This window comes from Nocardioides islandensis, from assembly GCF_015352455.1.
GTDB lineage: Bacteria > Actinomycetota > Actinomycetes > Propionibacteriales > Nocardioidaceae > Nocardioides > Nocardioides islandensis.
On sequence record NZ_JADKPN010000001.1, the window covers coordinates 249023 to 271178 of the forward strand.

The window sequence follows — 22156 nt, forward strand, 5'->3', positions numbered from 1 at the left end:
ACGGGACCGCTCGGCTGAGACGATGACCGCCATGAGCGACACCAAGACGGTCCGGGCCGCCAGCGTCGCCGGGCAGGGTGTGGTCGTACGGCGCCTGGTGCTCGGCAGCGCGTTGATGCTGTTCCTCGAGCTGGCCCTGATCCGCTGGCTCGGGTCGAACATCGTGCACCTGTCGTACTTCTCGAACTTCGTGCTGCTGGGCTCGTTCCTGGGCATCGGCATCGGGTTCCTCGTCAGCCGCCGGACGTGGACGCTCGTGCCCGCCGCGCCGCTGCTGCTGGCCGTGCTGGTGCTCGGCGTCGTCCTGTTCCCGGTCTCCCTCGACCGCACCGGCTCCGACGTCATCTACTTCACGTCGCTCCAGGCGAGCGGGCCGCCTGCCTGGGTCGTGCTGCCGCTGGTCTTCGTGGCCGTCGCCCTCGTGATCGCCGGTCCCGCCGAGATCGTCGGCCGGTGCTTCGCGGACCTGACCCCCCTGACGGCGTACCGCTGGGACCTGGTCGGCTCGCTCGTCGGCATCAGCGCGTTCACGGTGCTGTCGTTCCTCTGGGCGCCGCCGGTCGTGTGGGGCGTGATCGTCGCGGTCGCGTTCGTCCTGCTCGTCCCGAACCTGAGGCGGCTCATCGCGACCGTGGCCGGCGTCGCCATCGTCGGCGTGCTGCTGATCGAGTCGACGGCCGCCAACACCAGCTGGTCGCCGTACTACAAGATCACCACCAAGGACCTCTCCGGGAACCCCGACTACGTCGACATCGCCGTCAACGGCATCCCGCACCAGCTGATGGCGCCGGCCCAGTGGAAGCTCGAGCAGGGCGAGCAGCAGTACTCCACGCCGTACGAGCGGATCAAGGACAACAGCCTCGAGAACGTCCTCATCGTCGGGGCGGGTTCCGGGTCCGACGTCGCCATCGCGCTCTCCAAGGGCGCCCAGCACATCGATGCCGTCGACATCGACCCGCGGATCATGCAGATCGGCGTCGACCGCAACCCCGACGAGGCCTACCAGGACCCGCGGGTCACCCGGCACGTCAACGACGGCCGTGCGTTCCTGACCGGGACCGACCAGAGGTACGACCTGATCCTCTTCGCGCTGCCGGACTCCCTCACCCTGGTCAGCGGCGCCTCGCAGATCCGCCTCGAGTCGTTCCTGTTCACCCAGCAGGCGCTGGAGGAGGCCCGCGACCACCTGAAGCCCGACGGCTCGTTCGCGATGTACAACTACTACCGCGAGGACTGGCTGATCGACCGGCTGGCCGGCACCGCGCAGACCGTGTTCGGGCACACGCCGTGCGTCGACACGTTCGCCGGCGCCCAGGCCGTGGTGACCGCGGCCCTGGACGAGAGCCACCAGCAGTGCGGCGCGGCGTACCAGCCCTCCGGTGAGGTGATCGCACCCTCGACCGACGACCGGCCGTTCCTCTACTACAAGGGCGAGGGCTTCCCCACCCTCTACCTCTGGGCCATCGCGGGCATCCTGCTGGTCTCGGCCCTGGCCCTGCGGGTGCTCGGCGGGTCGTTCCGCTCGATGCGCCCGTACGCCGACCTCTTCTTCATGGGCGCTGCGTTCCTGCTACTGGAGACCAAGAACGTCGCGACGTTTGCGCTGCTGTTCGGCACGACCTGGCTGGTGAACGCACTCGTCTTCGCCGGCGTGCTCATGGTCGTGCTCGCCGCCGTCGAGACCGAACGACGGCTCCGCACGCCACGGCTGCCGGTGGTGTTCGGCGGCATCGCCGCGTCCCTCGCCCTGGCGTACGCCATCCGGCCGGACTGGCTGCTGCCGCTGCCGTTCGTGCCCCGGTTGCTGATCGCGGTCGCGCTGGCCTTCCTGCCGATCTACCTGGCCAACATCGCGTTCGCCAAACGGTTCAGCGACTCGGGCGACTCGCGCGCGGCGTTCGCGGTGAACATCCTCGGCGCCATCGTGGGTGGCTGCCTGGAGTACGCCGCCCTGCTGACCGGCTACGCGAACCTGCTCATCGTGGTCGCCGTGCTCTACCTCATCGCGTTCCTGCTGAAGCCGCGCGTCTCCATGGCATGACCCGCGTCGGCGTCCTCGGCGGCGGTCTCCAAGGCTGCTGCATCGCCCTGGAGCTGGCCTCTCGCGGGGCTCACGTCGTCCTGGTCGACGAGAACCCCGACCTGCTGACACGCACCGCGGTGGCGAACGAGGGCAAGGTGCACCTCGGCTACATGTACGCCGCCGACCCGTCGCTGCGGACCGCCCGCACGATGCTGTCCGGCGCGCTGGCCTTCGCCCCGTTCCTCCGTCGCCACCTCGGCGGCGACCTCGACCTGGCCACCTCCAGCCCGGCGGCGTACGTCGTCCACCGCGACAGCCAGCACGGCGTCGAGCAGGTCGCCGCCTACCTGGACGCCGTGCACGGGCTCGTGGCCGACGCGGCTCGAGTGCCCGGAGCGACGTACCTGGGCGGCGCCGTGACCGCGCCGCTGAGGCGCTGGACGGAGGCCGAGATCGAGGCGTGCTTCGACCCGGCCGAGGCGGTCGGCGTCTTCGACAGCCCCGAGGTCGCGGTCGACCCGCTCGCGCTGGCCTCCATCCTGCGCCGTCGCATCACCGAGGAGCCGCTGGTCGAGGTGCGCACCGGGCACCGCGTCGAGGCGGTCAAGCGCACGGCCGACGAGCGCTTCGAGGTCACCGGGTTCCTGGTCGGGCAGCCCGGCGAGGAGTGGGACGAGCCGTTCGACCAGGTCGTCAACGCACTGTGGGGCGGGCGACTGGCGGTCGACGAGACGCTCGGCCTGCGCCCCGGCCGGCCGTGGCTGCACCGGCTGAAGTACGGCGTGAGCGTGCGGTGGCCCGCGTCGGCTCCGGCGCCGCCGAGCGCGACGGTCGTGAGCGGGCCGTTCGGCGAGGTGGTCCGCTACCCCGACGACACCGTCTACCTCACGTGGTACCCGGCCTGCCTGCGTGGCTACAGCGGAGAGGTCAGCCCCCCGACGTCCTGGGAGACGCACCCCACGGGTGACGTGCGCGACGACATCGTGCGCGGGACGGTCCGCGGGCTGGCGCAGCTGGTGCCCGACCTCGCGGCCCTCGGCGACGAGCACCTGGCAGACGCCACCGTGAAGGGCGGCGTGATCGTCGCGTGGGGCGAGACCGACATCGACGACCCGCTCAGCGAGCTGCACCACCGCTTCGCGATCGGGGTCACCAGCGAGGACGGCTACCACTCGGTGGACCCCGGCAAGCTCACCATGGCGCCGCTGTTCGCGCAGCACTGCGCCGACCGGGTGGTGGCCTGATGCCCCGGACGATCACGGTCGGCGTGCCGGTCTACCGGGGCGCGGAGCAGGTGGGTGCGGCGCTGAGGTCCCTGCAGGAGCAGACCTTCACCGACTTCGACGCGATCATCGCCGTCGACGCCGCCGACGAGGAGAGCGCCCGGGCCTGCGAGCCGTTCCTCTCCGACGACCGCTTCTCCCTCACGGTGCAGCCGGCGCGCCTCGACTGGTTCGGCAACCTGAACTGGCTCCTGCAGCGGCCCCTCGGGGAGTTCTTCTGCTACCGCCAGCACGACGACACGACGGATCCCGAGTTCTTCGAGGTGCTGGTCGCGGCGGCCCGCGAGCGACCCGACGCGGCGGTCGTCTACGCCGACTGCCAGTGGCACGGCGGGCGCACCGACCTCGAGACGGCACCGTCCATCGAGGGCGACGTGCTCGACCGGATGCGTCAGCACATCGAGCAGAAGCAGCCGGTGGCCGTGCGCGGGCTGATGCGCCGCGGCGCGGTCGAGCAGGCGGGGCCGATCCGGGGCGACGAGTTCCGCGGTCTGTCCGAGGTGTTCGTCTGGCTGGCCAAGCTGCTGCGCTGGGGGCCGTTCCTCCGCGTGCCCCAGCCCATGTACCACCGCCTCGACCACAGCACGAACTTCCACAAGCAGTGGTTCGACTGGCCCGAGGAGCGCGTCCGTGGCTCGTGGACCACGCTGTACACCGGGCTGATGGAGGCGACGATGCCGGTCTGCCGCACGCCGGAGGAGCGCTTCTTCTTCCAGCAGCTGATCCTCGACCGCGTCGCGGTGGTGCGCCCGGGGCAGAGCTACCACTACCGAGCCGTCAGTCCCCACGAGGGCGGCGCCCTGATGCTCGAGTGCCTGCGCCGGCTGGACGCCGAGGGACGTCGCGACCTGCTCGACGTACCGGCCGAGCTGGCCCCCGGACTGGTCGACGAGGTGGAGCGCCTGCGTGCGGACAACCGCCGGCTGCGGCGTCGGCTGCGACATCTCCGGGGGCAGCAGCCCGCCGCAGGCGGCTGGTGGGACCGGGTACGACGGCTGGCACAGGGCTGATATCGCTGCCGCTGGTCGACAGTGTCAGCGGTGCACCCGCAGGAGCGTGCTCTTCCCGAACAGGCTCTCGACCAGGTCGACCGCCAGGCGGGCGGTCTCGCTGCGGACGTCGAGGGCGGGGTTCAGCTCCACGATGTCGAGGCTCCCGAGCCGGCCGGTGTCGGCCACCATCTCCATGCACAGGTGGGCCTCGCGGTAGGTCGGGCCGCCCCGCACGGGCGTCCCGACACCGGGGGCGATGGTGTCGTCGAGGAAGTCCAGGTCGAGGCTGACGTGCACGTGGGTGTCGGGATCCAGGTCGTCGAGCGCCATCCGCATCGCCTCGCGCACGCCGACCTCGTCGAGGTAGCGCATGTCGAAGACCTCGATGCGGTGCTCGTGGAGCAGGTGCTTCTCACCCAGGTCGACGTCGCGCAGGCCGATCTGCCGCACGTCGCTCGTCGCGAGCGCCGGCACGGCCCCGGACAGCTCGACCAGGTCCTGCGGGCCGTTGCCGGTGAGCACCGCGACCGGCATCCCGTGCATGTTGCCCGAAGGCGTGATGGAGGCGGTGTTGTAGTCGGCGTGCGCGTCGAACCAGAGCAGCCGCATCGGGCGACCCTGCTCGCGGCAGTGGCGCGCGACGGCGCTTACCGACCCGATGGCCAGGCAGTGGTCCCCGCCGAGCAGCACCGGCATCCGGCCGCCCGACACCTCGGCGTACACCGCGTCGTGCACCGACCTGTTCCACTCCGTCACCTCCGCGAGGTGGCGGTACCCGTCGACGGGCGGCGCCATCGGGTTGACGGGCCCGGTCAGGTCACCACGGTCGACGACCGTCGCACCGAACCGCTCGAAGGCGGCCTGGATGCCCGCGAGCCGCAAGGCCCCCGGGCCGAGGCGGCACCCCACGACGCTGGCGCCCACGTCCGTCGGGGCACCGATCAGGCTGACGTCCAACGTCCCTCCTCGCCGGCCCGTCCTCGTCGGCGCGGGCCGTCATCTCACCAGTCGAGCACGAGAGACAGCGGGCTTCTCGCGCGTGACCCAGGTCACTACATTCCGATCCGGTCGCCCAAGATTGTCGGACAATCCGTCCGACTGCAACGGTGGGCGAGAAGTAGGCACCCCATGTCCGTCACCCCTGAGGTGCACGACGCCCCTCGCGCCGGTCACCTGAACCGTACGGTCGGCTTCTACGGTCTGATGTTCGTCTCGCTCGGATCGATCATCGGGTCCGGGTGGCTGCTCGGCGCGCTGAACGCCGCCGAGCTCGCCGGTCCCGCGTCGATCCTGGCGTGGTTCCTCGCGGCCCTGATGCTCGGGCTGCTCGCCCTCGTCTACGCCGAGCTCGGCGCGACGTACCCCGTCGCCGGTGCCGGCGGCCGCTTCTCCTACTACTCCCACGGCAGCGTCGCCGGCTTCACCGCCGGCTGGGCGGCCTGGCTCCAGGCCGTCTTCATCGCCCCCATCGAGGTGCTGGCCTGCATCGAGTACACCAACTCCGTCGGCTGGGTCGAGGACCACTTCAACATGATCCAGGCCGACAACGGCTTCCTGAACGTGCGGGGCTACGTCGTCGCGATCGCGCTGATGCTGCTCTTCATGACGATCAACCTGGCGGGCGCGGAGTTCCTCTCGGAGTCCAACACCTACGTCGTGCTGTGGAAGTTCGCGGTGCCGGTCCTGGCGATCCTGGTCGTGGCGACCCTCGAGTTCAACGGCGGCAACTTCACCACGGGCGGCGGGTTCATGCCCCATGGGATGCACGGCGTGTTCGCCGCGCTGACCGGCGGCGTCGTGTTCGCCACGCAGGGCTTCGAGCAGGCGGTCCAGTTCGCCGGCGAGGCACGCAACCCGCGACGTGACCTCTCGCGCGCGATCCTGATCGCGATGCTGCTCGGCGCGGTGCTGTACTCCGCCCTGCAGATCGCGCTCATCGGCGCGGTCAACCCGAGCGACGTCGCCCACAACTGGGACGCGCCGCTGGGCAGCATCTCCAACGTCGGCGCGTGGTACACCCTCGCCCTGGCGGTCGGCGCCGGCTGGCTGGCCAAGGTGATCCTGGTCGACGCCGTGATCTCGCCGGCGGGCACGGGCATCGTCTACCTCGGGACGACGGCGCGGCTCTCGTACGCACTGGGCGAGGAGCGGGAGATGCCGGCCTCGCTGGCGAGCACCAACGCCAAGGGCGTCCCGGTCGTCTCGATCCTGCTCGCGACCGTCATCGGCATGGTGGCGTTCGGTCCGTTCCCCAGCTGGAACTCGCTGGTCAACGCCGTCACCGGCGCGACCGCCGTCATGTACGGCATGGCCCCGATCGCACTGGGTGCGCTGCGCGCCTCGGACGCCGAGCGGCCGAGGACCTACCAGGTGCCGATGCCCGGACTCGTGCTGCCGGCGTCGTTCGCGTCGGCGAACCTGATCCTGTACTTCGGCGGGTTCGACACCATGTACAAGGTCATCGGGGCGCTCGTCCTCGGCCTGGCCCTGTTCGCGATCGGCTCCAGCCAGGCGCACACCGGCGATCTCAAGATGGTCAAGCACGCGCTCTGGATCCCCGTCTGGCTGGTGGGGATGCTCGTGATCAGTGCGCTCGGCCGGTACGGCGACTCGCAGCTCAACGTGCTCCCCGCCTGGATCGACCTCCTCGCCGTCGTCGGCTTCAGCTACGCCGTCTACTTCTGGGCGGTCCGGCTGGCGCTTCCCCACGACGACGTCCAGGCACAGCTGGCCCGTGACGCCCACCAGCTCGCCCACATCTGACCGGCGCCGTGCTGGTCGGCGACACACCGACCCGATCCGGGTCGGGCTCGACCAGCACGGCTGTTTGCCGGTCGTGGCGGGCTGACGGTGCCTACGATCGCCGGGTGACGACGACCTACCGATACGTCTCCGACGGCAGCCTCCTGGACGGGATGCACCGCGACGGACTCGCGCGGCTGCTCAACCCGCTCGTGGTCTCCGGCTTCGTGGTGGCCTGTCTCGGGTTCGGGGTCGTCCTGTCCCTGGTCACCTACGAGAGCTCGCTGCCGACGTACCTCGGCAAGGTGCTCCTGATCGGTCTCTTCTGGGGTGCCCTGGAGCTGCTGGCCGTCGTGGTCTGCGTCGCCGTCATGGTGCCCACGGTCAGGGTGCTGAGCAGACGCGTCCTGGCCCGCAACTACGCAGCCGGCCTGGTCACCGAGGTCGACCTGGGCGACGACGCGCTCGTGGTGCGCCGGGCCGCAGGCTCGCGCACGGTGCCGTACGGCACGGTCGCCCAGATCAAGCGCCGGCGCGCATTCCTCAGCATCGCGGTCCGTGGCAGCCTGCGCCCCGTGCTGCTGCCGGCGGAGATCCTGCCGGACGACGCGCTGGACTACGTCCGCACCCGCTCGCGGGGCCGGGTGCCGGCGGCGTCGGTGCCGCCCGTGGCGGGTGAGCCGAGCAGACGGTTCGTGGCGCCGGCCGGTTGGGCCGCGCACCTGGCCGCGGTGCACCTGCGCTCGACCCTGACCGGCCGGGCGTTCTGGACGCGTCTCGGAGTCGCCCTCGCGGTGACGGGGGTCGCGGCAGTGCTGGGTCATCCAGCCTGGCTGGTCCTGGCTCCGGCCTTCGCCGTCCTCTTCGTCGCGGTCAGCTACGTCCAGGCCCGCCGCGCGTTCGCGTCCGCGGTGCCCGACGGCACCGAGGCGACCACCGAGTTCCTCGAGGACCGCTTCATCTCGCGCAACCACGGCGGGGTGCGCGAGATCCGGTACGACGACGTCCGCTCCGTCGAGGTCCACGGCGACGTCGTACGCCTTCGCATCGGCTCCCTGCCCGGCGCGATGCTGATCGCCCGAGCGCTGGTGACCGACGACGGGCTCGAGCGGCTCCGGCGCGCGCCGGCCGGGTGACGGCTACTCGCCCAGCAGCCGGTTGATGCGTGCCGCCGTCTCCGTGTCGGTGGTGACCACGCGGCGCAGACCGTGCGGGGTGCGGTGCCAGCCGCTCGGCACGACGGGGCGACCGACCACGAACGGCCGGCCGGGGTCGGCGTTGTCGACCACCAGGTCGGCGTCCGCGACAGGATCGGCGGCAGCGCGGTAGAGCCGCTGCGCCTCGAGGTAGCGGCGCTGGTCCGGGTGGTCGACGTCGGGAGGTACGCCGTCGCGGTCGGCCATCCGGCGTACCCGCTCCTCGTCCGGCACCTCCAGCCACACGACCAGGTCCCAGCACCCGGACAGCTCGGCCCGCTGGGCGAACACGCCGTCCACGAGGAGGACGCCGTGCTCGGGCACGTCGGCCGGCGGCTCGTCGAGCACCGCGTCGGTCGCCAGGTCGTGGACGCGGGGACGGTACGGCGTCCCGGCGCCGCGGCACCACGGGTCCAGGAGCTCGTGCCGCACGGCGCGGTAGTCGAACGAGCGCGACCACACGGTCTCGCCGGTGCGCCCGGCCTCGTGCCGGTAGGCCTTCGGGTGGTGGAAGTCGTCGAGCGAGGCGCGCACGACCGCGCGGCCGGCCTCACCCAGCAGGGCGGCCAGGTCGTCGGCGAACCAGGTCTTCCCGGCACCGTCCGCCCCGTCGACCACGACCAGCAACGGCCGGTCCAGGTCGGGCAGCGCGCCCGCGACCTCGGCGAGGACGGCGCGTCGCTCCGGGGTCACTCGTCGGAGCCTCGCACGTGCGCCCCGCCCGGCGGGCGGCGCACCATGAAGTCCCACACCAGGCCGTGGCCGACCAGCACCAGCAGGATCAGCAGGATCGCCTCGGCCTGGATGGGCTTGATGTCCAGCGGGCTCGCCACCTCGGGAGCCGCTCCGATGATCGCCACGAGCACGTAGATGGCCAGCGTGGCGACGTACTTGGCGCGCGGCTGCTCGTCGCCCCCGGACCGGAGCACGCGCAGCAGGCGCAGGGTCGAGACGCAGCCGACGACGGCGACCGCGATGAAGCTGACCCGCCAGATGTTCGGGGTCTCCGCCCCACCGACCTGGGCGAAGAGGCCCATCAGCGCGGGAAGCAGGAACGTCAGGTACACCCCACCGACCGCCCGGCGCTCGTCGGCCACGCCGATCCAGTTCGAGTTGAGCTGGAGCACGTTCCACCACAGGCCGAGCAGCGTGAAGCAGGTCGCCGAGAACAGTGCGTAGAACGTCGAGATGTCCATGCGAAACCCTCCCCGGGCGACATCGTAGGCAGCGAGGATGTGCGCATGCACGAGAAGGAGCGGTTCGTCCGCAGCGGCGGCGTGTTCGGACTCGACGACGTGGTCGGCGACTTCGACGCCGCCGGCGTCGACGCGGTGCGCCAGATCGCCGACATGATCCGCACCCAGGCGCGCGAGGGCGTGCGCAGCGCGATGGCGCTCGCGGGCAGCGCGGCGCAGTCGAAGTTCCAGCTGTTCCCGGGCGACTGCGACTTCTTCGAGCGCGTCCACATCACCGCGCCGACGCGCGAGGACGCCATCGAGGTGCTCGCGCTGACGATGATCGAGGCCGTCGCACGGACGTTCACCAACCCGCACCTGCAGTTCGCCGAGATGAAGCTGGGCCTGTACCCCGCGCCGTACAGCCGGGCCGAGGAGCCCGTCGGGCAGGGCTCGCCGATCAGCTGGGGCCTGGAGGACCTCGACGTGCGGATGATCCGCGTCGTCGACGCCACCGGAGAGACGCACCGGCTGCGCATGCACGAGGTCGCCATGGACCCGGGTTTCGTCAAGCTGGACTGGGTGTACGCCGACCGCGAGCGCGACCGGGTCGTACCGGTGTCGAAGGTCATCGACGCCACGTGGGAGTCGCCCGACGGGTCGATCATCGCGCTCGACGGCGTGCTCGACAGCTTCTACCAGGAGGTCTACCTCGACCCGGAGAGCCAGGTCGACGTCGAACGGCTGGTGCAGCACGTCTCCCCCGACGGGCTGGAGAACTACCTCGACCAGATCGCCGGCGAGATCGCGAAGTACTCCGCCGAGGGCCACGAGAACTACGGCAAGGTCGCCAAGCGGCTCTACAACATCACCCGCATCCTGCGGCGCGACGCCGACGCGTCGTACCTGCGGCAGCTCTTCGACGACCCACCGGCGCGGCTGTACCAGGTCGGCGGCACGATGCACGCGCTCAGCGAGGCCATCCGGGCCGAACGGCTGGACAGGGAGACCATCGCCGGCCAGCTCGCGGCGCTCGAGGGCACCATCGCCGACTGCTACGTCGGCGCCGACCGGGACGAGATCATCGCGCTGGTCCGGCGGCTGCCGGACATGGACGAGGACGAGCTGCTCGCGGCCGCGGAGCGGATCGCCGCCGCGTCCAACACCCAGGTGAGCGACTACTTCCAGCAGAAGATCGACGAGTCGCCGGGGCTGAAGAACGTCTACGAGCTGGTGCTCAAGGAAGCTCCCCGGAAGCCGGGTGAGCACGCATGACCACGACCTCCGAGGACGAGCTCCCCGACGACCCGGCCACCGAGGAGCCGACCGAGCCACCGGTCCGCTCCGACGTCTACATCTCCGCCGACATCGAGGCCGACGGGCCGGTCCCTGGGCGGTACTCGATGCTCTCGCTCGGGATGTGCATCGCCGGGGAGCAGGACGCGGCCGGGACGTTCACGCCGATCCAGCCGGAGTCGGCACGCTTCTACCGCGAGCTCAAGCCGATCTCCCACGAGTTCGAGCCGAGCAACCTGGACGTCGTACGGGCCGGTGGCCTCGACCGCGACCGGCTGCTGCGTGAGGGCGAGGACCCCGTCGACGCGATGACCGACGCGGCCCGCTGGGTCAACGATCTCGCACACGGCCGTCGGCCCGTCTTCGTGGGCTGGCCGATGGGGTACGACTGGATGTTCCTCCAGTGGTACTTCCACACGTACTCCGTCATCGGGTCGCCGTTCGCGTTCGGCTCCGCGCTCGACATGAAGTCGATGATGTACGCCGTCACGCACCACGTCCTGGACAAGCTGGGCAAGGAGCACATCCCGGCCGAGCTGCTGCCGGAGCGCCCGCACACCCACAACGCGCTGGACGACGCCGTCGAGCAGGCCGAGCTGTTCCAGAACCTGCGCCGCTGGCGGATGCCGGGCCAGCGGGACGACTACTGATCGGTGGCCACTGCCACCCCGCGGGGTGGTCTGTCAGCGGCGCAACCGTGATTCGGTGACGTCATGGGCACAGTTGGTTGGATCATCCTCATCGTCGTCGTGCTGGTCGTCGTGGTCGGCGTGGCCGTCGCACTGATGGGCAACAAGCGCACCGCCGCCAAGCGCGAGGAGGCGGAGAGCCTGCGCTCCGAGGCCGAGGAGAAGGCCGCCGCCGTCGAGGCGCAGCGCCGCGAGGCCGACGAGGCCGCCGCGCGGGCCGAGGTGGCCCGCGCCGAGGCCGCGCGCGCCGAGCAGGCCGCCGCCGAGACACGCCAGGGCGTCACCGTCGAGGAGGCTCGCGTCGAGGACCGCCTCCGGACCGCCGACGCCGTCGACCCCGACGTGGACACGCGCACCGACGACTACCAGCCGACCCCTCCCGGCACCCACGCCGCCACCGACCGGGACGACGTCTCCGCCCACACGACGGGGACGACGACCGGCGAAACGACGCTCGACCCCCAGCGCGAGGACACCCGGTACCGCAGCGACCCGGCCTGACCCGCGCCGTACCGCACGCACATGTAACGCGGTGTTAGACCGTCTTCCCACGCGTTAGAACGCGTGGGAAGTACCCCTAACACCGCGTTACATGTGCTCTCAGCCCCGCATCGGCACCCGTACCCCGCGCTCGGACGCCACCTCGGCGGCGCGGTCGTACCCCGCGTCGACGTGCCGGATGACCCCCATGCCGGGGTCGTTGGTGAGCACTCGCTCAATCTTCTGGGCGGCCAGCTCGGTGCCGTCGGCGACGCAGACCTGGCCGGCGTGCAGCGAGCGGCCCATGCCGACGCCGCCGCCGTGGTGGAAGGACACCCAGGTCGCGCCTGACGCGGTGTTCACCAGCGCGTTGAGGATCGCCCAGTCGGCGATCGCGTCGGAGCCGTCGAGCATCGACTCGGTCTCGCGGTAGGGCGAGGCCACCGAGCCGCAGTCGAGGTGGTCGCGGCCGATGACGATCGGCGCCTTCAGCTCACCGGAGGCCACCATCTCGTTGAACTTCAGGCCGGCCAGGTGGCGCTCGCCGTACCCGAGCCAGCAGATGCGCGCCGGCAGGCCCTGGTAGTGGACCCGCTCGCCGGCCATGGTGATCCACTTCCGGAGCCGCTCGTTGTCGGGGAAAAGCTCGAGGATCGCGCGGTCGGTGGCGGCGATGTCGGCGGGGTCGCCGGAGAGGGCGGCCCAGCGGAACGGGCCCTTGCCCTCGCAGAAGAGCGGCCGGATGTACGCCGGTACGAAGCCGGGGAACTCGAACGCCCGGTCGTACCCGCCCTTCCTCGCCTCGTCGCGGATCGAGTTGCCGTAGTCGAAGACCTCGGCACCGGCGTCCTGGAACTCCACCATCGCCCGCACGTGCACGGCCATCGACGACTGCGCGTCCTTGGTGAAGCCCTCGGGATCCCGAGAAGCGGCGTCCTTCCAGTCCTCGAAGGCGACACCGAGCGGCAGGTACGACAGCGGGTCGTGCGCCGACGTCTGGTCGGTGACCACGTCGATCGGCGCCTTCATCTCCAGCAGCCTCGGAAACACCTCGGCCGCGTTGCCGAGCAGGCCGATCGACAGCGGGCGCCGCTCGTCGCGCGCGGCGACCGCACGGGCGACCGCGTCCTCCAGCGAGGACGCCTGCTCGTCCAGGTACTTGTGCTCGATCCGCCGGGTGATCCGCGACTGGTCGACGTCCACGCAGATCGCCACGCCGTCGTTCATGGTCACGGCCAGCGGCTGCGCGCCGCCCATGCCGCCGAGGCCGGCGGTCAGCGTGATCGTGCCGGCCAGCGTGCCATTGCCCTTCGAGACGCCGCTCGTTCCTCGCGGCTCCTCAGGAACCGACCCGGCCCTTCGGGCGGCGAGCTTGTCGGCCACCGCCGCGAACGTCTCGAACGTGCCCTGCAGGATCCCCTGCGTGCCGATGTAGATCCACGAGCCCGCGGTCATCTGGCCGTACATGATCAGCCCGAGGTCCTCGAGCTTGCGGAACTCCTCCCAGTTGGCCCAGTCGCCGACCAGGTTGGAGTTGGCGATCAGCACGCGCGGTGCCCACTCGTGGGTCTTCATCACGCCGACCGGCTTGCCGGACTGCACGAGCATCGTCTCGTCGGCCTCGAGGTCGCGCAGGGTGGCCACGAGGGCGTCGTACGCCGGCCAGCTGCGGGCGGCCTTGCCGGTGCCGCCGTACACCACGAGGTCCTCGGGACGCTCGGCCACCTCGGGGTCGAGGTTGTTCATCAGCATCCGCAGCGGCGCCTCGGTCTGCCAGGACTTGGCGGTCAGCTCGGTGCCGGTCGCGGCGTGGATGGGGAGGCGGTCGTTCACTGGAGTTCTCCGATCTCTTCTTCGACGGCGGCGAGCACGGCGCCGGACTGGACGAGGGAGACGGTGGTCTCGATCTCCGGGGACAGGTAGCGGTCGGGGCCGGGGCCTTGCACCCCGGACGACCGCAGCAGGTCGACGACGGCGCCGGTGCCGGGCGCGGGCTCGAGCGGCCGGCGCAGGTCGAGGGCCCGAGCCGCGGTGAGCAGCTCGATCGCCACGACGCGCGAGAGGCCGTCGACGGACCGGCGCAGCTTGCGGGCGGCGTTCCAGCCCATCGACACGTGGTCCTCCTGCATCGCGCTGGAGGGGATCGAGTCGACGGACGCCGGGACGGCCAGCCGCTTCATCTCCGAGACGATGGCGGCCTGCGTGTACTGGGCGATCATGTGCCCGCTGTCGACACCGGGGTCGTCGGCGAGGAACGGCGGCAGGTCGTGGTTGCGGGCCTTGTCGAGGAAGCGGTCGGTACGCCGCTCGCTGATCGAGGCGGCGTCTGCGGCGACGATCGCCAGGAAGTCCAGCACGTAGGCGACCGGCGCACCGTGGAAGTTGCCGTTGCTGCGGACCTCGTCGCCCACGACCACCGGGTTGTCGACCGCCGACGCCAGCTCGCGGGACGCCACCAGCGCGGCGTGCTCGACGGTGTCGCGGGCGGCGCCGTGGACCTGGGGCGAGCAGCGCAGCGAGTACGCGTCCTGCACCCGGTGGAACATGTCCTCCCGGTGGCTGGCCATCACCCCGGAGCCGGCGAGGACGGCGCGCAGGTTGGCGGCCGAGAGCCCTTGTCCCACCTGGGGCCTGAGCTCCTGCAGCTCGGCGGCGAAGACCCGGTCGGTGCCCATCTGCGCCTCGACGCTCATGGCGGCGGCGATGTCCGCCGTCCGCAGCAGCATCCGCAGGTCGGTGATCGCCATGACCAGCATGCCGAGCATGCCGTCGGTGCCGTTGATGAGGGCCAGGCCCTCCTTGGCCTTGAGCTCGACCGGCGTGAGGCCCGCGGCGGCCAGCGCATCCGCGGCCGGCATGAGGGTCCCGGACGCGTCCCGTACGTCGCCCTCACCCATCAGCGCGAGAGCGCAGTGGGACAACGGCGCGAGGTCGCCGGAGCAGCCCAGCGAGCCGTACTCGCGCACGACCGGCGTGATCCCCGCCGACAGCAGCGCGGCCATCAGCTCGGCCGTCTCGCGGCGGATGCCGGTGTGCCCGGTGGCCAGCGTCGAGAGGCGCAGCAGCATCAGCGCGCGCACCACCTCGCGCTCGACCTCCGGTCCGGAACCCGCGGCGTGCGACCGCACCAGGGACCGCTGGAGCTGCTCGCGCATCTCGGCCGGGATGTGCCGCGTCGCGAGCGCGCCGAACCCGGTCGAGATCCCGTACGCCGGGTCCGTCGCGGCCGCCAGCTCCTCGACCACCGCGCGCGCCTTGTCGATCGCGTCGAGCGCACCGTCGGTCAACGCCACCGGGGCTCCGTCGCGGGCCACGGCCACCACGTCCTCGATCGACAGGGGGCCGACGTATACCTGCACCGTCATGCCTCCCATGCAACTCCTCCGGCGCCCCGTTCGGGGAGTAGGGGTGCCGTCGAGGGTGTCTCGGATGCGAGACTCATCGCATCGCTTCGCTGGTCGAGCCGGGCGAGCCCCTGGGCGAGCCCGTGTCGAGACCCCGTAACTCTCACCGGGTCTCGACACCGCTCGCTGGCGCTCGCGGGCTCGACCAGCGAAAGAAGAGACTCATGGGACAGGTACCCGCCGCCACCAGGACCCTGAGGGTCCTGCGGTTCCTGGCCTCCCAGCCGGAGCCGACGTCGATCGACCGGATCATGCGGGCGTGCGGGCTGCCGCGCTCCACGGCGTACCACCTGCTCACCGCCATGGCCGAGGAGGGTTTCGTGGTGCACCTGCCCGACGAGCACCGGTGGGGCCTCGGCGTGGCGGCGTTCGAGGTGGGCAGCGGGTACACCCGGCAGGAGCCCCTGCAACGGATCGCGAGACGGCTGCTCGCCGACCTGGCCGACACGACCGGCCAGAGCGCCCACCTGGCGGTGCTGCACGGGCGCGACGTCCTGTACGTCGTCGAGGAGCGCGCGCCGGGCCGGCCGCCGCTGGTCACCGACGTCGGCGTGCGCCTGCCCGCTCACCTGACCGCCAGCGGGCGCGCGATCCTGGCCGAGCTGCCGGCGGCGCAGGTCCGCGCGCTGTACCCGGGCGCGGACGCCTTCGTGCAGCGTCACGGCACCGGGCCGCGCACCCTCAGCCAGCTGCGCACATTGCTGAGCGACACCCGGCAGCGCGGGTACGCCGTGGAGGAGGGTGAGGTCACGCCCGGTCTCTCCAGCGTGGCCTCGGCCGTGCTCGACCACAACGGGCACCCGGTTGCAGGAGTGGCGCTGACCTACGCCGAGGGCGAGACTGCGAGCCTGGCCGCGGCCGTACGTCGGACCGCTACGACCTTGTCCCGGCGGCTGGGTGGTCCGGACAGGCGGTGACCTTCTGCCCGGGTGGTCGTTGAGCAGTCAGGAACGCGGGAGGGAGCCCGGATGAGACGTCGACACCTGCGCGTCAGCGCACCCCTGGCAGTGCTGGTCGCGGTCAGCATGCTGGCCACGCCACCGGTCGCCGCGGCGCCGCAGAACCTCTGCGACGGCCCGTTCTGCGCGAGCGTGGAGATCACCACCTTCGACGCGGGCGCGCCGACGCAGCCGACCACCGCGGCCGGGCAGCCGGTGAACCTCAACCTCCACGTCACCGACACCTCGTCGACCGTGGCGACCGACCCCGCCCGCTGGCTGGCCGAGGTCATCGTCCGGCCGGGCACCTCGTCGGCCAAGACGATGGCCGTCGCCGACCCGGCGTCGCTGCCGCTCGGGTCTTACCTGGCGGGGTCCTCCGCCACGGCGGCGTCATGTGCCCCTGGCCTCGACGGCTCGGGCTACGCGACGTCGTGCCCGGCGGGGTACGGCACCGGACACGTGCAGCTCACGCCGATCATCCCCGGCAGCCCGACGATCGCGCCCTTCTCCTTCGGCGTCCAGAGCGTCACGACCGGCCTCAACGGCGTCGTGGCCGCCAACCTGAGCATCTGGATCCCGGGAACCACCCTGCTCTTCCCGATCACCGCCACGACACCGATCACCTTCAACCCGGCGACCGCCAACGCGGGGCCGAAGCTCGAGCTGAGCGTCAAGCTCGACCTCCAGCCGCCGCCCTACGGGTCGAGCCCGGCCTCGCTGAACGACCTCACCCTCACCCTCAACGGGCTGGTCAGCGAAGCCGCCACGGGCCCGGTGAGCCCCGCCGTACCGTTCCTGCGTCACACGCTCGTCTGCACCGACGTGACGAGCTCGGTGCAGGTCAACGCCCGCGGCACCCAGTCGGTCCTCGCGCCGGTGACGCAGACCATCAACGGATGCCCGACGGCCCCACAGCTGACCTCCGTCGCGCCGGTCCCCGGTCAGCCGCTCGCGGTCACCTTCGCGGCCACGCCGCCGGTCGCCGCCGTCCCCGGACGCACCGCCTCGATCGAGTGGGTCTTCGGTGACGGCGCCAAGGCGCTGACGGGGGCCACCACGACGCACACCTACCCCACGTCCAACGCGGTGCTCGCCCTGGCGACGGTGGTCGACAGCGCCGGGGTGCGCAGCACGACGGTCCAGGTCCGGATCGCCGGCTCGCGCCTGCGCGTCAAGCAGGCCGCCGGCAACCGCATCACCGGTGAGCTCGCCGACCAGGACACCGGCCAGGGGGTGGCCGGACAGCAGGTCGACGCCTACGCGTGCCCGTCCCGCAACGCCCCGCTCTCCCAGTGCAAGCCGCTCGGCACCGGCGTCACGCGCACGAGCGGCAGCTACCGCATCCGCATCCCGGAGGTGACGAAGAAGGTCACCGTGGTGGTCGCGTACGCCGGCACCGCGAGCAAGTCCGCCACCCAGCCGGCCCGCTTCGGCGCGCAGCGCTCGCTCACCGTGCTGCCGCAGCCGGACATCACCCTCAAGGTCTCCGAGAAGCGCGTCCACCCGGGCGCCACGGTCCGGCTGAGCGGCAAGGTCACCCCGGGCAAGAAGGGCAAGACCGTGCGTCTCCAGGGCTTCATCCGCGGCGCGTGGCGCTCGATCGGCAAGGCGACCGTGTCCCAGCAGGGCACGTACGCCGCGTCGTACGTCGTCCGCGTCCCGAAGCAGCCCAAGGTCAAGGTCCGCGCCTTCCTGCCCGGCACCGCCGCGACCTTCGAGGCGACCAGCCCGGTGAAGGTGATCCGTATCCAGCGGTAGCGCAAGTCGCGCGCAAGTGGCGCTCAAGACGGGCCCGTCACGGTGGGGACATCACCCACCACGAAGGAGCCCGCGATGACCACGACGTACCCCGAGCAGCTCATGCTCCCCGGCCAGGCCGCCGCCCCGGCGGGCCCGGTGGACATGATGATGATGTACCTGATGCACCACGCTTTCCGGCGCGACCTCGCACGGTTCGCGGGCGCCGTCCCGCACACCCCGGTCGACGACCTGGGCACCTGGACCGCGCTGGCCGCACGGTGGGACAAGTTCGCCGAGGTGCTCCACGAGCACCACAGCGGGGAGGACGCCGGCATCTGGCCGTTCCTGCTCGAGCGTGCCGACGACGACGAGCGGGCGACGCTGCTGGCCATGGAGGCCGAGCACGACACGATCGACCCGCAGCTGGCGTCCTGTGAGCAGCTCCTCGGCGAGCTCTCGCGGTCCGCCGACGGCCAGGACCGCGAGCGGCTCAAGGCCCGGCTCGCGGTACGGCTCGCGGAGACCCGGGAGCTGCTCGACCACCACCTCCGGCACGAGGAGACCGAGGCGCTGGTGATCCTCCAACGGCACATGACGGCGGAGGATTGGGAGCGCATCGAGAAGGAGCACTTCGGCGACACCAAGCGGAACCTCCCGTTGCTGGCCTTCATCTGCAACTGGCTCGCCGAGGACCTCGCCCCCGCCGTGGTGGACGAGACCTACGCCAAGGCGGGCCAGGCCTTCCGGGTCGTCATGTGGTTCGGCCGCCGGAAGTTCCGCCGGCTCGAGCGCGCCGCCTTCGCGTACCTGCCTGCGTAGCCACCCCGCTGGTCTCGTGACGGGACTTCGTCCCTCCTCGACCAGCGGCGGAGGTCAGAACCCGTGGCGGTCCCGCAGGCCGAGGAACCAGGCCTCGACCTGCGGGACCCGCCAGGAGCGCAGCTGCTCGACGGCCCGGTCCGCGTGCTCGGTCGCGAGGGCGGTGTCGCCGGTCGCGGCGGCGGCGAGGGCCAGGTACGCGTCGACGGGTCCGATCGCCGGGTTGGAGCCCGACATCACGCAGCCACCGCTGAGCGGCCGCAGCCGCGGGTACACGAGGGCCGCGGTGGCCGGGTCGTCCAGGCCGAGGGACGCCTCGGCGGCGAAGGCCCAGTAGGGAGGCGAGTACCAGTTGACGGTCTCGGCGTCGAACGTGTGGCTCGCCCACATCTCCCGCGCGCGGTCCGGGAGTCCGTGGCGGAGGTACAGGGCGGCGGCAGCGGTCGCCAGGGGGATCGCCGTCTCGCCGAGGAAGGCGGCCACCAGGTCCTCGTCGAACCCGCTCGCGCTGTTCCACAGGGGCACGTTGAAGACCGCCCCGCGGATGGTGTCCTGCTTGTGGGCCAGCGAGATCTGCTCGTCGAGCTCCGTCAACCTCCCCCACAGCGCGGCGACCGCGGCGGCGTCGCCGCGCATGGCGGCCCACGAGTGCGCCAGGCAGACCGTGATCAGCTCCGCGAAGTACAGGCGGAGCTCGCGGACGACCGTCGTGAGCTCGGCCAGCTCCTCGTCCAGGCCGTCGATGCCACCGCGCTCGCAGCGAGCACTGGCCTGCAGGCACCGGGCGTTGGCCGCGAGCCGGGCGTCGCCCTCCGCCTCCGCGAGCCGCCGGCACTCGGCCAGCATCGAGACGCGCTCCGCGAGCTTGTCCGGCTGCCACCACACGACGCTCGCCGCGAGCAGCGACTCCGCCAGCAGCCGCGTGTCACCGGCGTCCGCGAGCCGGCGGGCGATGCCCAGCGCCTCCTCGACGAGGCGGTCGGTCTCGGCCGGCCGCGCGTCGTAGTAGCTCTCGGACGCCAGCGCGAGCAGCAGCCTGCTGCGCAGCGCGGAGTCCTCGATCGGGAGCCCCGCGAGCGTCTGCCTCATCACGCCGATGACCTCGTCGTTCGCCTCACCGTAGCTCCGCGCGGGCCAGAGGGCGTCCTCGCTCGGCACCGAGACGGCGGCGACGACGAGGGCCGCGTCGCCGAGCCGGCCCGCGATGAGGGCCGCCTCGTCGCAGGCCTGGTGCATCTCGAGCCGTCGGGTGCTCCACCGACAGGCGTCGGCGTAGGCGACCAGCAGGTCGTACCGCTCGCGCTCGCTCCGGCGGGCATCCTCGGCGTGGAGGGAGAGGGCCGCGCGCAGGTGTGCGGCGGCCTCGTCGGCGGCGTGGCCGGTCATGGCCAGGGCCGCGGCCCTCGACGCCGCCTGCCAGGCCCGCCGCACGTGCCGCGGACCCGCCGCCGCCCAGTGCCGAGCCACCTCGGCCGAGCGGGCGTCCGCCTGGTCGGACTGCTCCACGATGCCCGCGACGACGGCGTGCAGGCGCTCGCGGCGCGACGGGGTGAGGGCGTCGTACGCCGCGTCCCGGGCGAGCGCGTGGCCGAAGCGGAACACGTCGCCGCCCTCGTCGCGCAGCAGGTCGCCGTCGACGGCCGGCTGCAGGAGGTCGAGCAGGGCGGTCTCCTCGGTCTCGAGGGCGCGGGCGAGCACGTCGACCTGGAACTCGCGGCCGATCACCGCGCCGGCCGTCAGCGCGGCCGAGGTCGGCTGGGGCAGCTGGGCGATGCGGCGGGTCAGGACCGCGGCCACGGTCGCCGGCACCCCGTCGACCGCCTCCCGGAGGGCCCGGCCCTCGTCCCGGGCGAGGCGGCCGTACTCGATCAGGAAGAACGGGTTGCCCTCGGTGCGCTCGTGCAGCGCGACGGCCAGGCCGGCGTCGCGGTCGCCGGTCAGCTCGGCCACCAGCTCGCCGGTCTCCTCCGGCGTGAGGCCGGTGACGTCGAGCCGCGCGGCGTGCCGCCGGGCCAGCGCCTCGGCCACCTCGGCGAGCGGCTCGCCACCCCGCGCCGCAGCGCTCCGCCACGTCGCCAGCACCAGGACCCGGCCGGTCTCGAGGTGGGCGACGACGTGACGCAGCACCCGCAGCGAGGACGCGTCCGCCCAGTGGAGGTCCTCCAGCACGAGCAGCACCGTCCGGACGGCGGCCCGCTGGCCGAGCTCGCGACGTACCGACTCGGCCACCGCGAACCTCGCCGCGTCGTGGTCCTCACCGGCCCGGCCGCCGTGGAGCGCGTCCTCCCCCAGGGCCTGTCGCCACGGCCAGAGCGGGGGTGCGTCCTCGTCCTGGGAGCAGCGACCCACCAGCACGACGGCGCCTCGCTGCTGGGCCCGGACGGCGAGCTCCGCGGCCAGCCGGCTCTTGCCGGCGCCCGGCTCGCCCACGAGGGCGGCGAACGCGGGACCGCCGACCTCGACACGCCCCAGCAGGGTCTCGAGGGCGGCGAGGTGCCGGTCCCGTCCGACCATCGGCCACTCGGGGAGCGTCACCTGGACCTGCTCCGGCGCCGCCGGCGGCGACTCGGAGGCGGCCGGCAGCTGGTGACGCAGGATCGCGGTCTGCAGGTCGTTGACGTCGTGCGACGGCTCAAGGCCGAGCTCGTCGTCCAGCGCCCGCCGGAGCTCGTCGAGGGCGGCCAGCGCGTCGGCCTGCCGGCCCGAGCGAGCGAGGGCGGCCGCCAGCAGCAGCCAGGGACGCTCGCGCAACGGGTGCGCCCTCGTCAGGGCCTCCAGCTCCGCGACGGCCTCGGCGTCCCGTCCACTCGCGACGAGCAGGGTGGCCCGATCCTCCTGTGCCTGCACCCGCAGGGCCTCCAGGCGGGCCCGCTCCGGGCGGACGAGGTCGGAGTCCGGCAGGTCGTCGTACGGCTGTCCGCGCCAGGCGTCCAGGGCTCGCGCGAGCCGGTCGGCCAGGGCCATGGTGTCCACACCGGCCGTGGCGACGGGGACGAGGGCGGTGCGCAGCGAGCCGATGGCTGCGTGCACCTCGCCGAGGGTCGCCACGACCTCGGCCGCATCCGTCTCGGCCACCAGCCGGTAGCCGCCGTCCACGCTCGGGAGGTACGTCGAGGGCGACCGCGCCGGCAGGTCCGGCTCCAGCATGCGGCGGACCCGCGAGACGTAGGAGTGCAGCGAGGCGCCGGCCGTGTCGGGGGCGTCGGCACCCCACATCGCCTCGACCAGCGCCTCGGCGGACGCGGCCCGCGGGGCGTGCAGCGCCAGGGCGGCCAGCAGAGCCCGCTGCTTCTGTGCGGGCACGTCGATGGGCTCCCCGTCACCGGACGCGGCCACGACCGTCGGGCCGAGCACCCCCACCCACACGGGGGCGAGC

17 protein-coding genes are annotated in these 22156 nt (G+C 72.2%); 11 read left to right on the top strand and 6 right to left on the bottom strand.

The window, feature by feature from the left end:
* The first annotated feature begins 31 nt into the window (after nt 1–31).
* From ISU07_RS01255 to ISU07_RS01265, 3 genes are read left to right on the top strand one after another with little or no spacing between them, the layout of a single operon-like run.
* Nucleotides 32–2041, top strand: a complete 2010-nt coding sequence (locus ISU07_RS01255) for a spermine/spermidine synthase domain-containing protein (protein ID WP_194704934.1) — start codon at nt 32–34, stop codon at nt 2039–2041.
* Complete coding sequence (locus ISU07_RS01260) at nt 2038–3267, top strand: FAD-dependent oxidoreductase (RefSeq protein WP_194704935.1); 1230 nt, start codon at nt 2038–2040, stop codon at nt 3265–3267. Before ISU07_RS01255 ends, ISU07_RS01260 begins: the two co-directional genes overlap by 4 nt.
* The gene (locus tag ISU07_RS01265) at nt 3267–4316 is read left to right on the top strand and encodes a glycosyltransferase family 2 protein (RefSeq protein ID WP_194704936.1); all 1050 of its coding nucleotides are present in this window, start codon (nt 3267–3269) and stop codon (nt 4314–4316) included. Before ISU07_RS01260 ends, ISU07_RS01265 begins: the two co-directional genes overlap by 1 nt.
* Nucleotides 4317–4340: 24 nt before the next feature.
* Here ISU07_RS01265 and rocF read toward each other — a convergent pair whose 3' ends face one another.
* Nucleotides 4341–5255 carry an arginase gene (gene rocF, locus ISU07_RS01270; RefSeq protein WP_194704937.1) on the bottom strand — a complete coding sequence of 305 codons (915 nt, stop codon included), beginning with the start codon at nt 5253–5255 and terminating at the stop codon, nt 4341–4343.
* Between the two features lie 171 nt (nt 5256–5426).
* Between rocF and ISU07_RS01275 the strand changes: the two genes are divergently transcribed.
* A complete protein-coding gene (locus tag ISU07_RS01275) occupies nt 5427–7061 on the top strand; it encodes an APC family permease (protein WP_228521075.1) in 1635 nt (544 codons plus the stop codon).
* Between the two features lie 104 nt (nt 7062–7165).
* A complete protein-coding gene (locus ISU07_RS01280) occupies nt 7166–8176 on the top strand; it encodes a hypothetical protein (RefSeq protein WP_194704938.1) in 1011 nt (336 codons plus the stop codon).
* 3 nt (nt 8177–8179) lie between these two features.
* Here the strand turns inward: ISU07_RS01280 and ISU07_RS01285 are convergent, their stop codons facing one another.
* The gene (locus tag ISU07_RS01285) at nt 8180–8929 is read right to left on the bottom strand and encodes a nucleoside/nucleotide kinase family protein (protein WP_194704939.1); all 750 of its coding nucleotides are present in this window, start codon (nt 8927–8929) and stop codon (nt 8180–8182) included.
* Entirely contained in the window at nt 8926–9432 is a 507-nt protein-coding gene (locus tag ISU07_RS01290) for a hypothetical protein (protein ID WP_194704940.1), read from the bottom strand. The genes ISU07_RS01285 and ISU07_RS01290 overlap by 4 nt, the downstream gene beginning before the upstream one ends.
* A gap of 45 nt (nt 9433–9477) precedes the next feature.
* On the opposite strand from ISU07_RS01290, the gene ISU07_RS01295 reads away from it, so the two are divergent.
* The 3 genes from ISU07_RS01295 (at nt 9478) to ISU07_RS01305 (ending at nt 11897) form a co-directional block, all read left to right on the top strand.
* Nucleotides 9478–10686 carry a hypothetical protein gene (locus ISU07_RS01295; protein ID WP_194704941.1) on the top strand — a complete coding sequence of 403 codons (1209 nt, stop codon included), beginning with the start codon at nt 9478–9480 and terminating at the stop codon, nt 10684–10686.
* A complete protein-coding gene (locus ISU07_RS01300; RefSeq protein WP_228521076.1) occupies nt 10683–11357 on the top strand; it encodes a 3'-5' exonuclease family protein in 675 nt (224 codons plus the stop codon). Before ISU07_RS01295 ends, ISU07_RS01300 begins: the two co-directional genes overlap by 4 nt.
* 63 nt (nt 11358–11420) lie before the next feature.
* Nucleotides 11421–11897, top strand: a complete 477-nt coding sequence (locus ISU07_RS01305) for a hypothetical protein (RefSeq protein ID WP_194704942.1) — start codon at nt 11421–11423, stop codon at nt 11895–11897.
* A 99-nt stretch (nt 11898–11996) separates the two neighbouring features.
* Here the strand turns inward: ISU07_RS01305 and hutU are convergent, their stop codons facing one another.
* Both hutU and hutH read right to left on the bottom strand, forming a co-directional pair.
* A complete protein-coding gene (gene hutU / locus ISU07_RS01310; protein WP_194704943.1) occupies nt 11997–13709 on the bottom strand; it encodes a urocanate hydratase in 1713 nt (570 codons plus the stop codon).
* Nucleotides 13706–15241 carry a histidine ammonia-lyase gene (gene hutH / locus ISU07_RS01315; RefSeq protein ID WP_228521077.1) on the bottom strand — a complete coding sequence of 512 codons (1536 nt, stop codon included), beginning with the start codon at nt 15239–15241 and terminating at the stop codon, nt 13706–13708. The genes hutU and hutH overlap by 4 nt, the downstream gene beginning before the upstream one ends.
* Nucleotides 15242–15444: 203 nt before the next feature.
* Here hutH and ISU07_RS01320 point away from each other — a divergent pair, with 203 nt between their 5' ends.
* The 3 genes from ISU07_RS01320 to ISU07_RS01330 all read left to right on the top strand — a co-directional run bounded on the left by ISU07_RS01320 (nt 15445) and on the right by ISU07_RS01330 (nt 18780).
* Entirely contained in the window at nt 15445–16197 is a 753-nt protein-coding gene (locus tag ISU07_RS01320; protein ID WP_194704945.1) for an IclR family transcriptional regulator, read from the top strand.
* 51 nt (nt 16198–16248) lie between these two features.
* Nucleotides 16249–17979, top strand: a complete 1731-nt coding sequence (locus ISU07_RS01325; protein ID WP_194704946.1) for a PKD domain-containing protein — start codon at nt 16249–16251, stop codon at nt 17977–17979.
* A gap of 75 nt (nt 17980–18054) precedes the next feature.
* Nucleotides 18055–18780 carry a hemerythrin domain-containing protein gene (locus ISU07_RS01330; RefSeq protein WP_194704947.1) on the top strand — a complete coding sequence of 242 codons (726 nt, stop codon included), beginning with the start codon at nt 18055–18057 and terminating at the stop codon, nt 18778–18780.
* 54 nt (nt 18781–18834) lie between these two features.
* Here the strand turns inward: ISU07_RS01330 and ISU07_RS01335 are convergent, their stop codons facing one another.
* The gene (locus ISU07_RS01335) at nt 18835–22146 is read right to left on the bottom strand and encodes an ATP-binding protein (protein WP_194704948.1); all 3312 of its coding nucleotides are present in this window, start codon (nt 22144–22146) and stop codon (nt 18835–18837) included.
* Nucleotides 22147–22156: the final 10 nt, after the last annotated feature.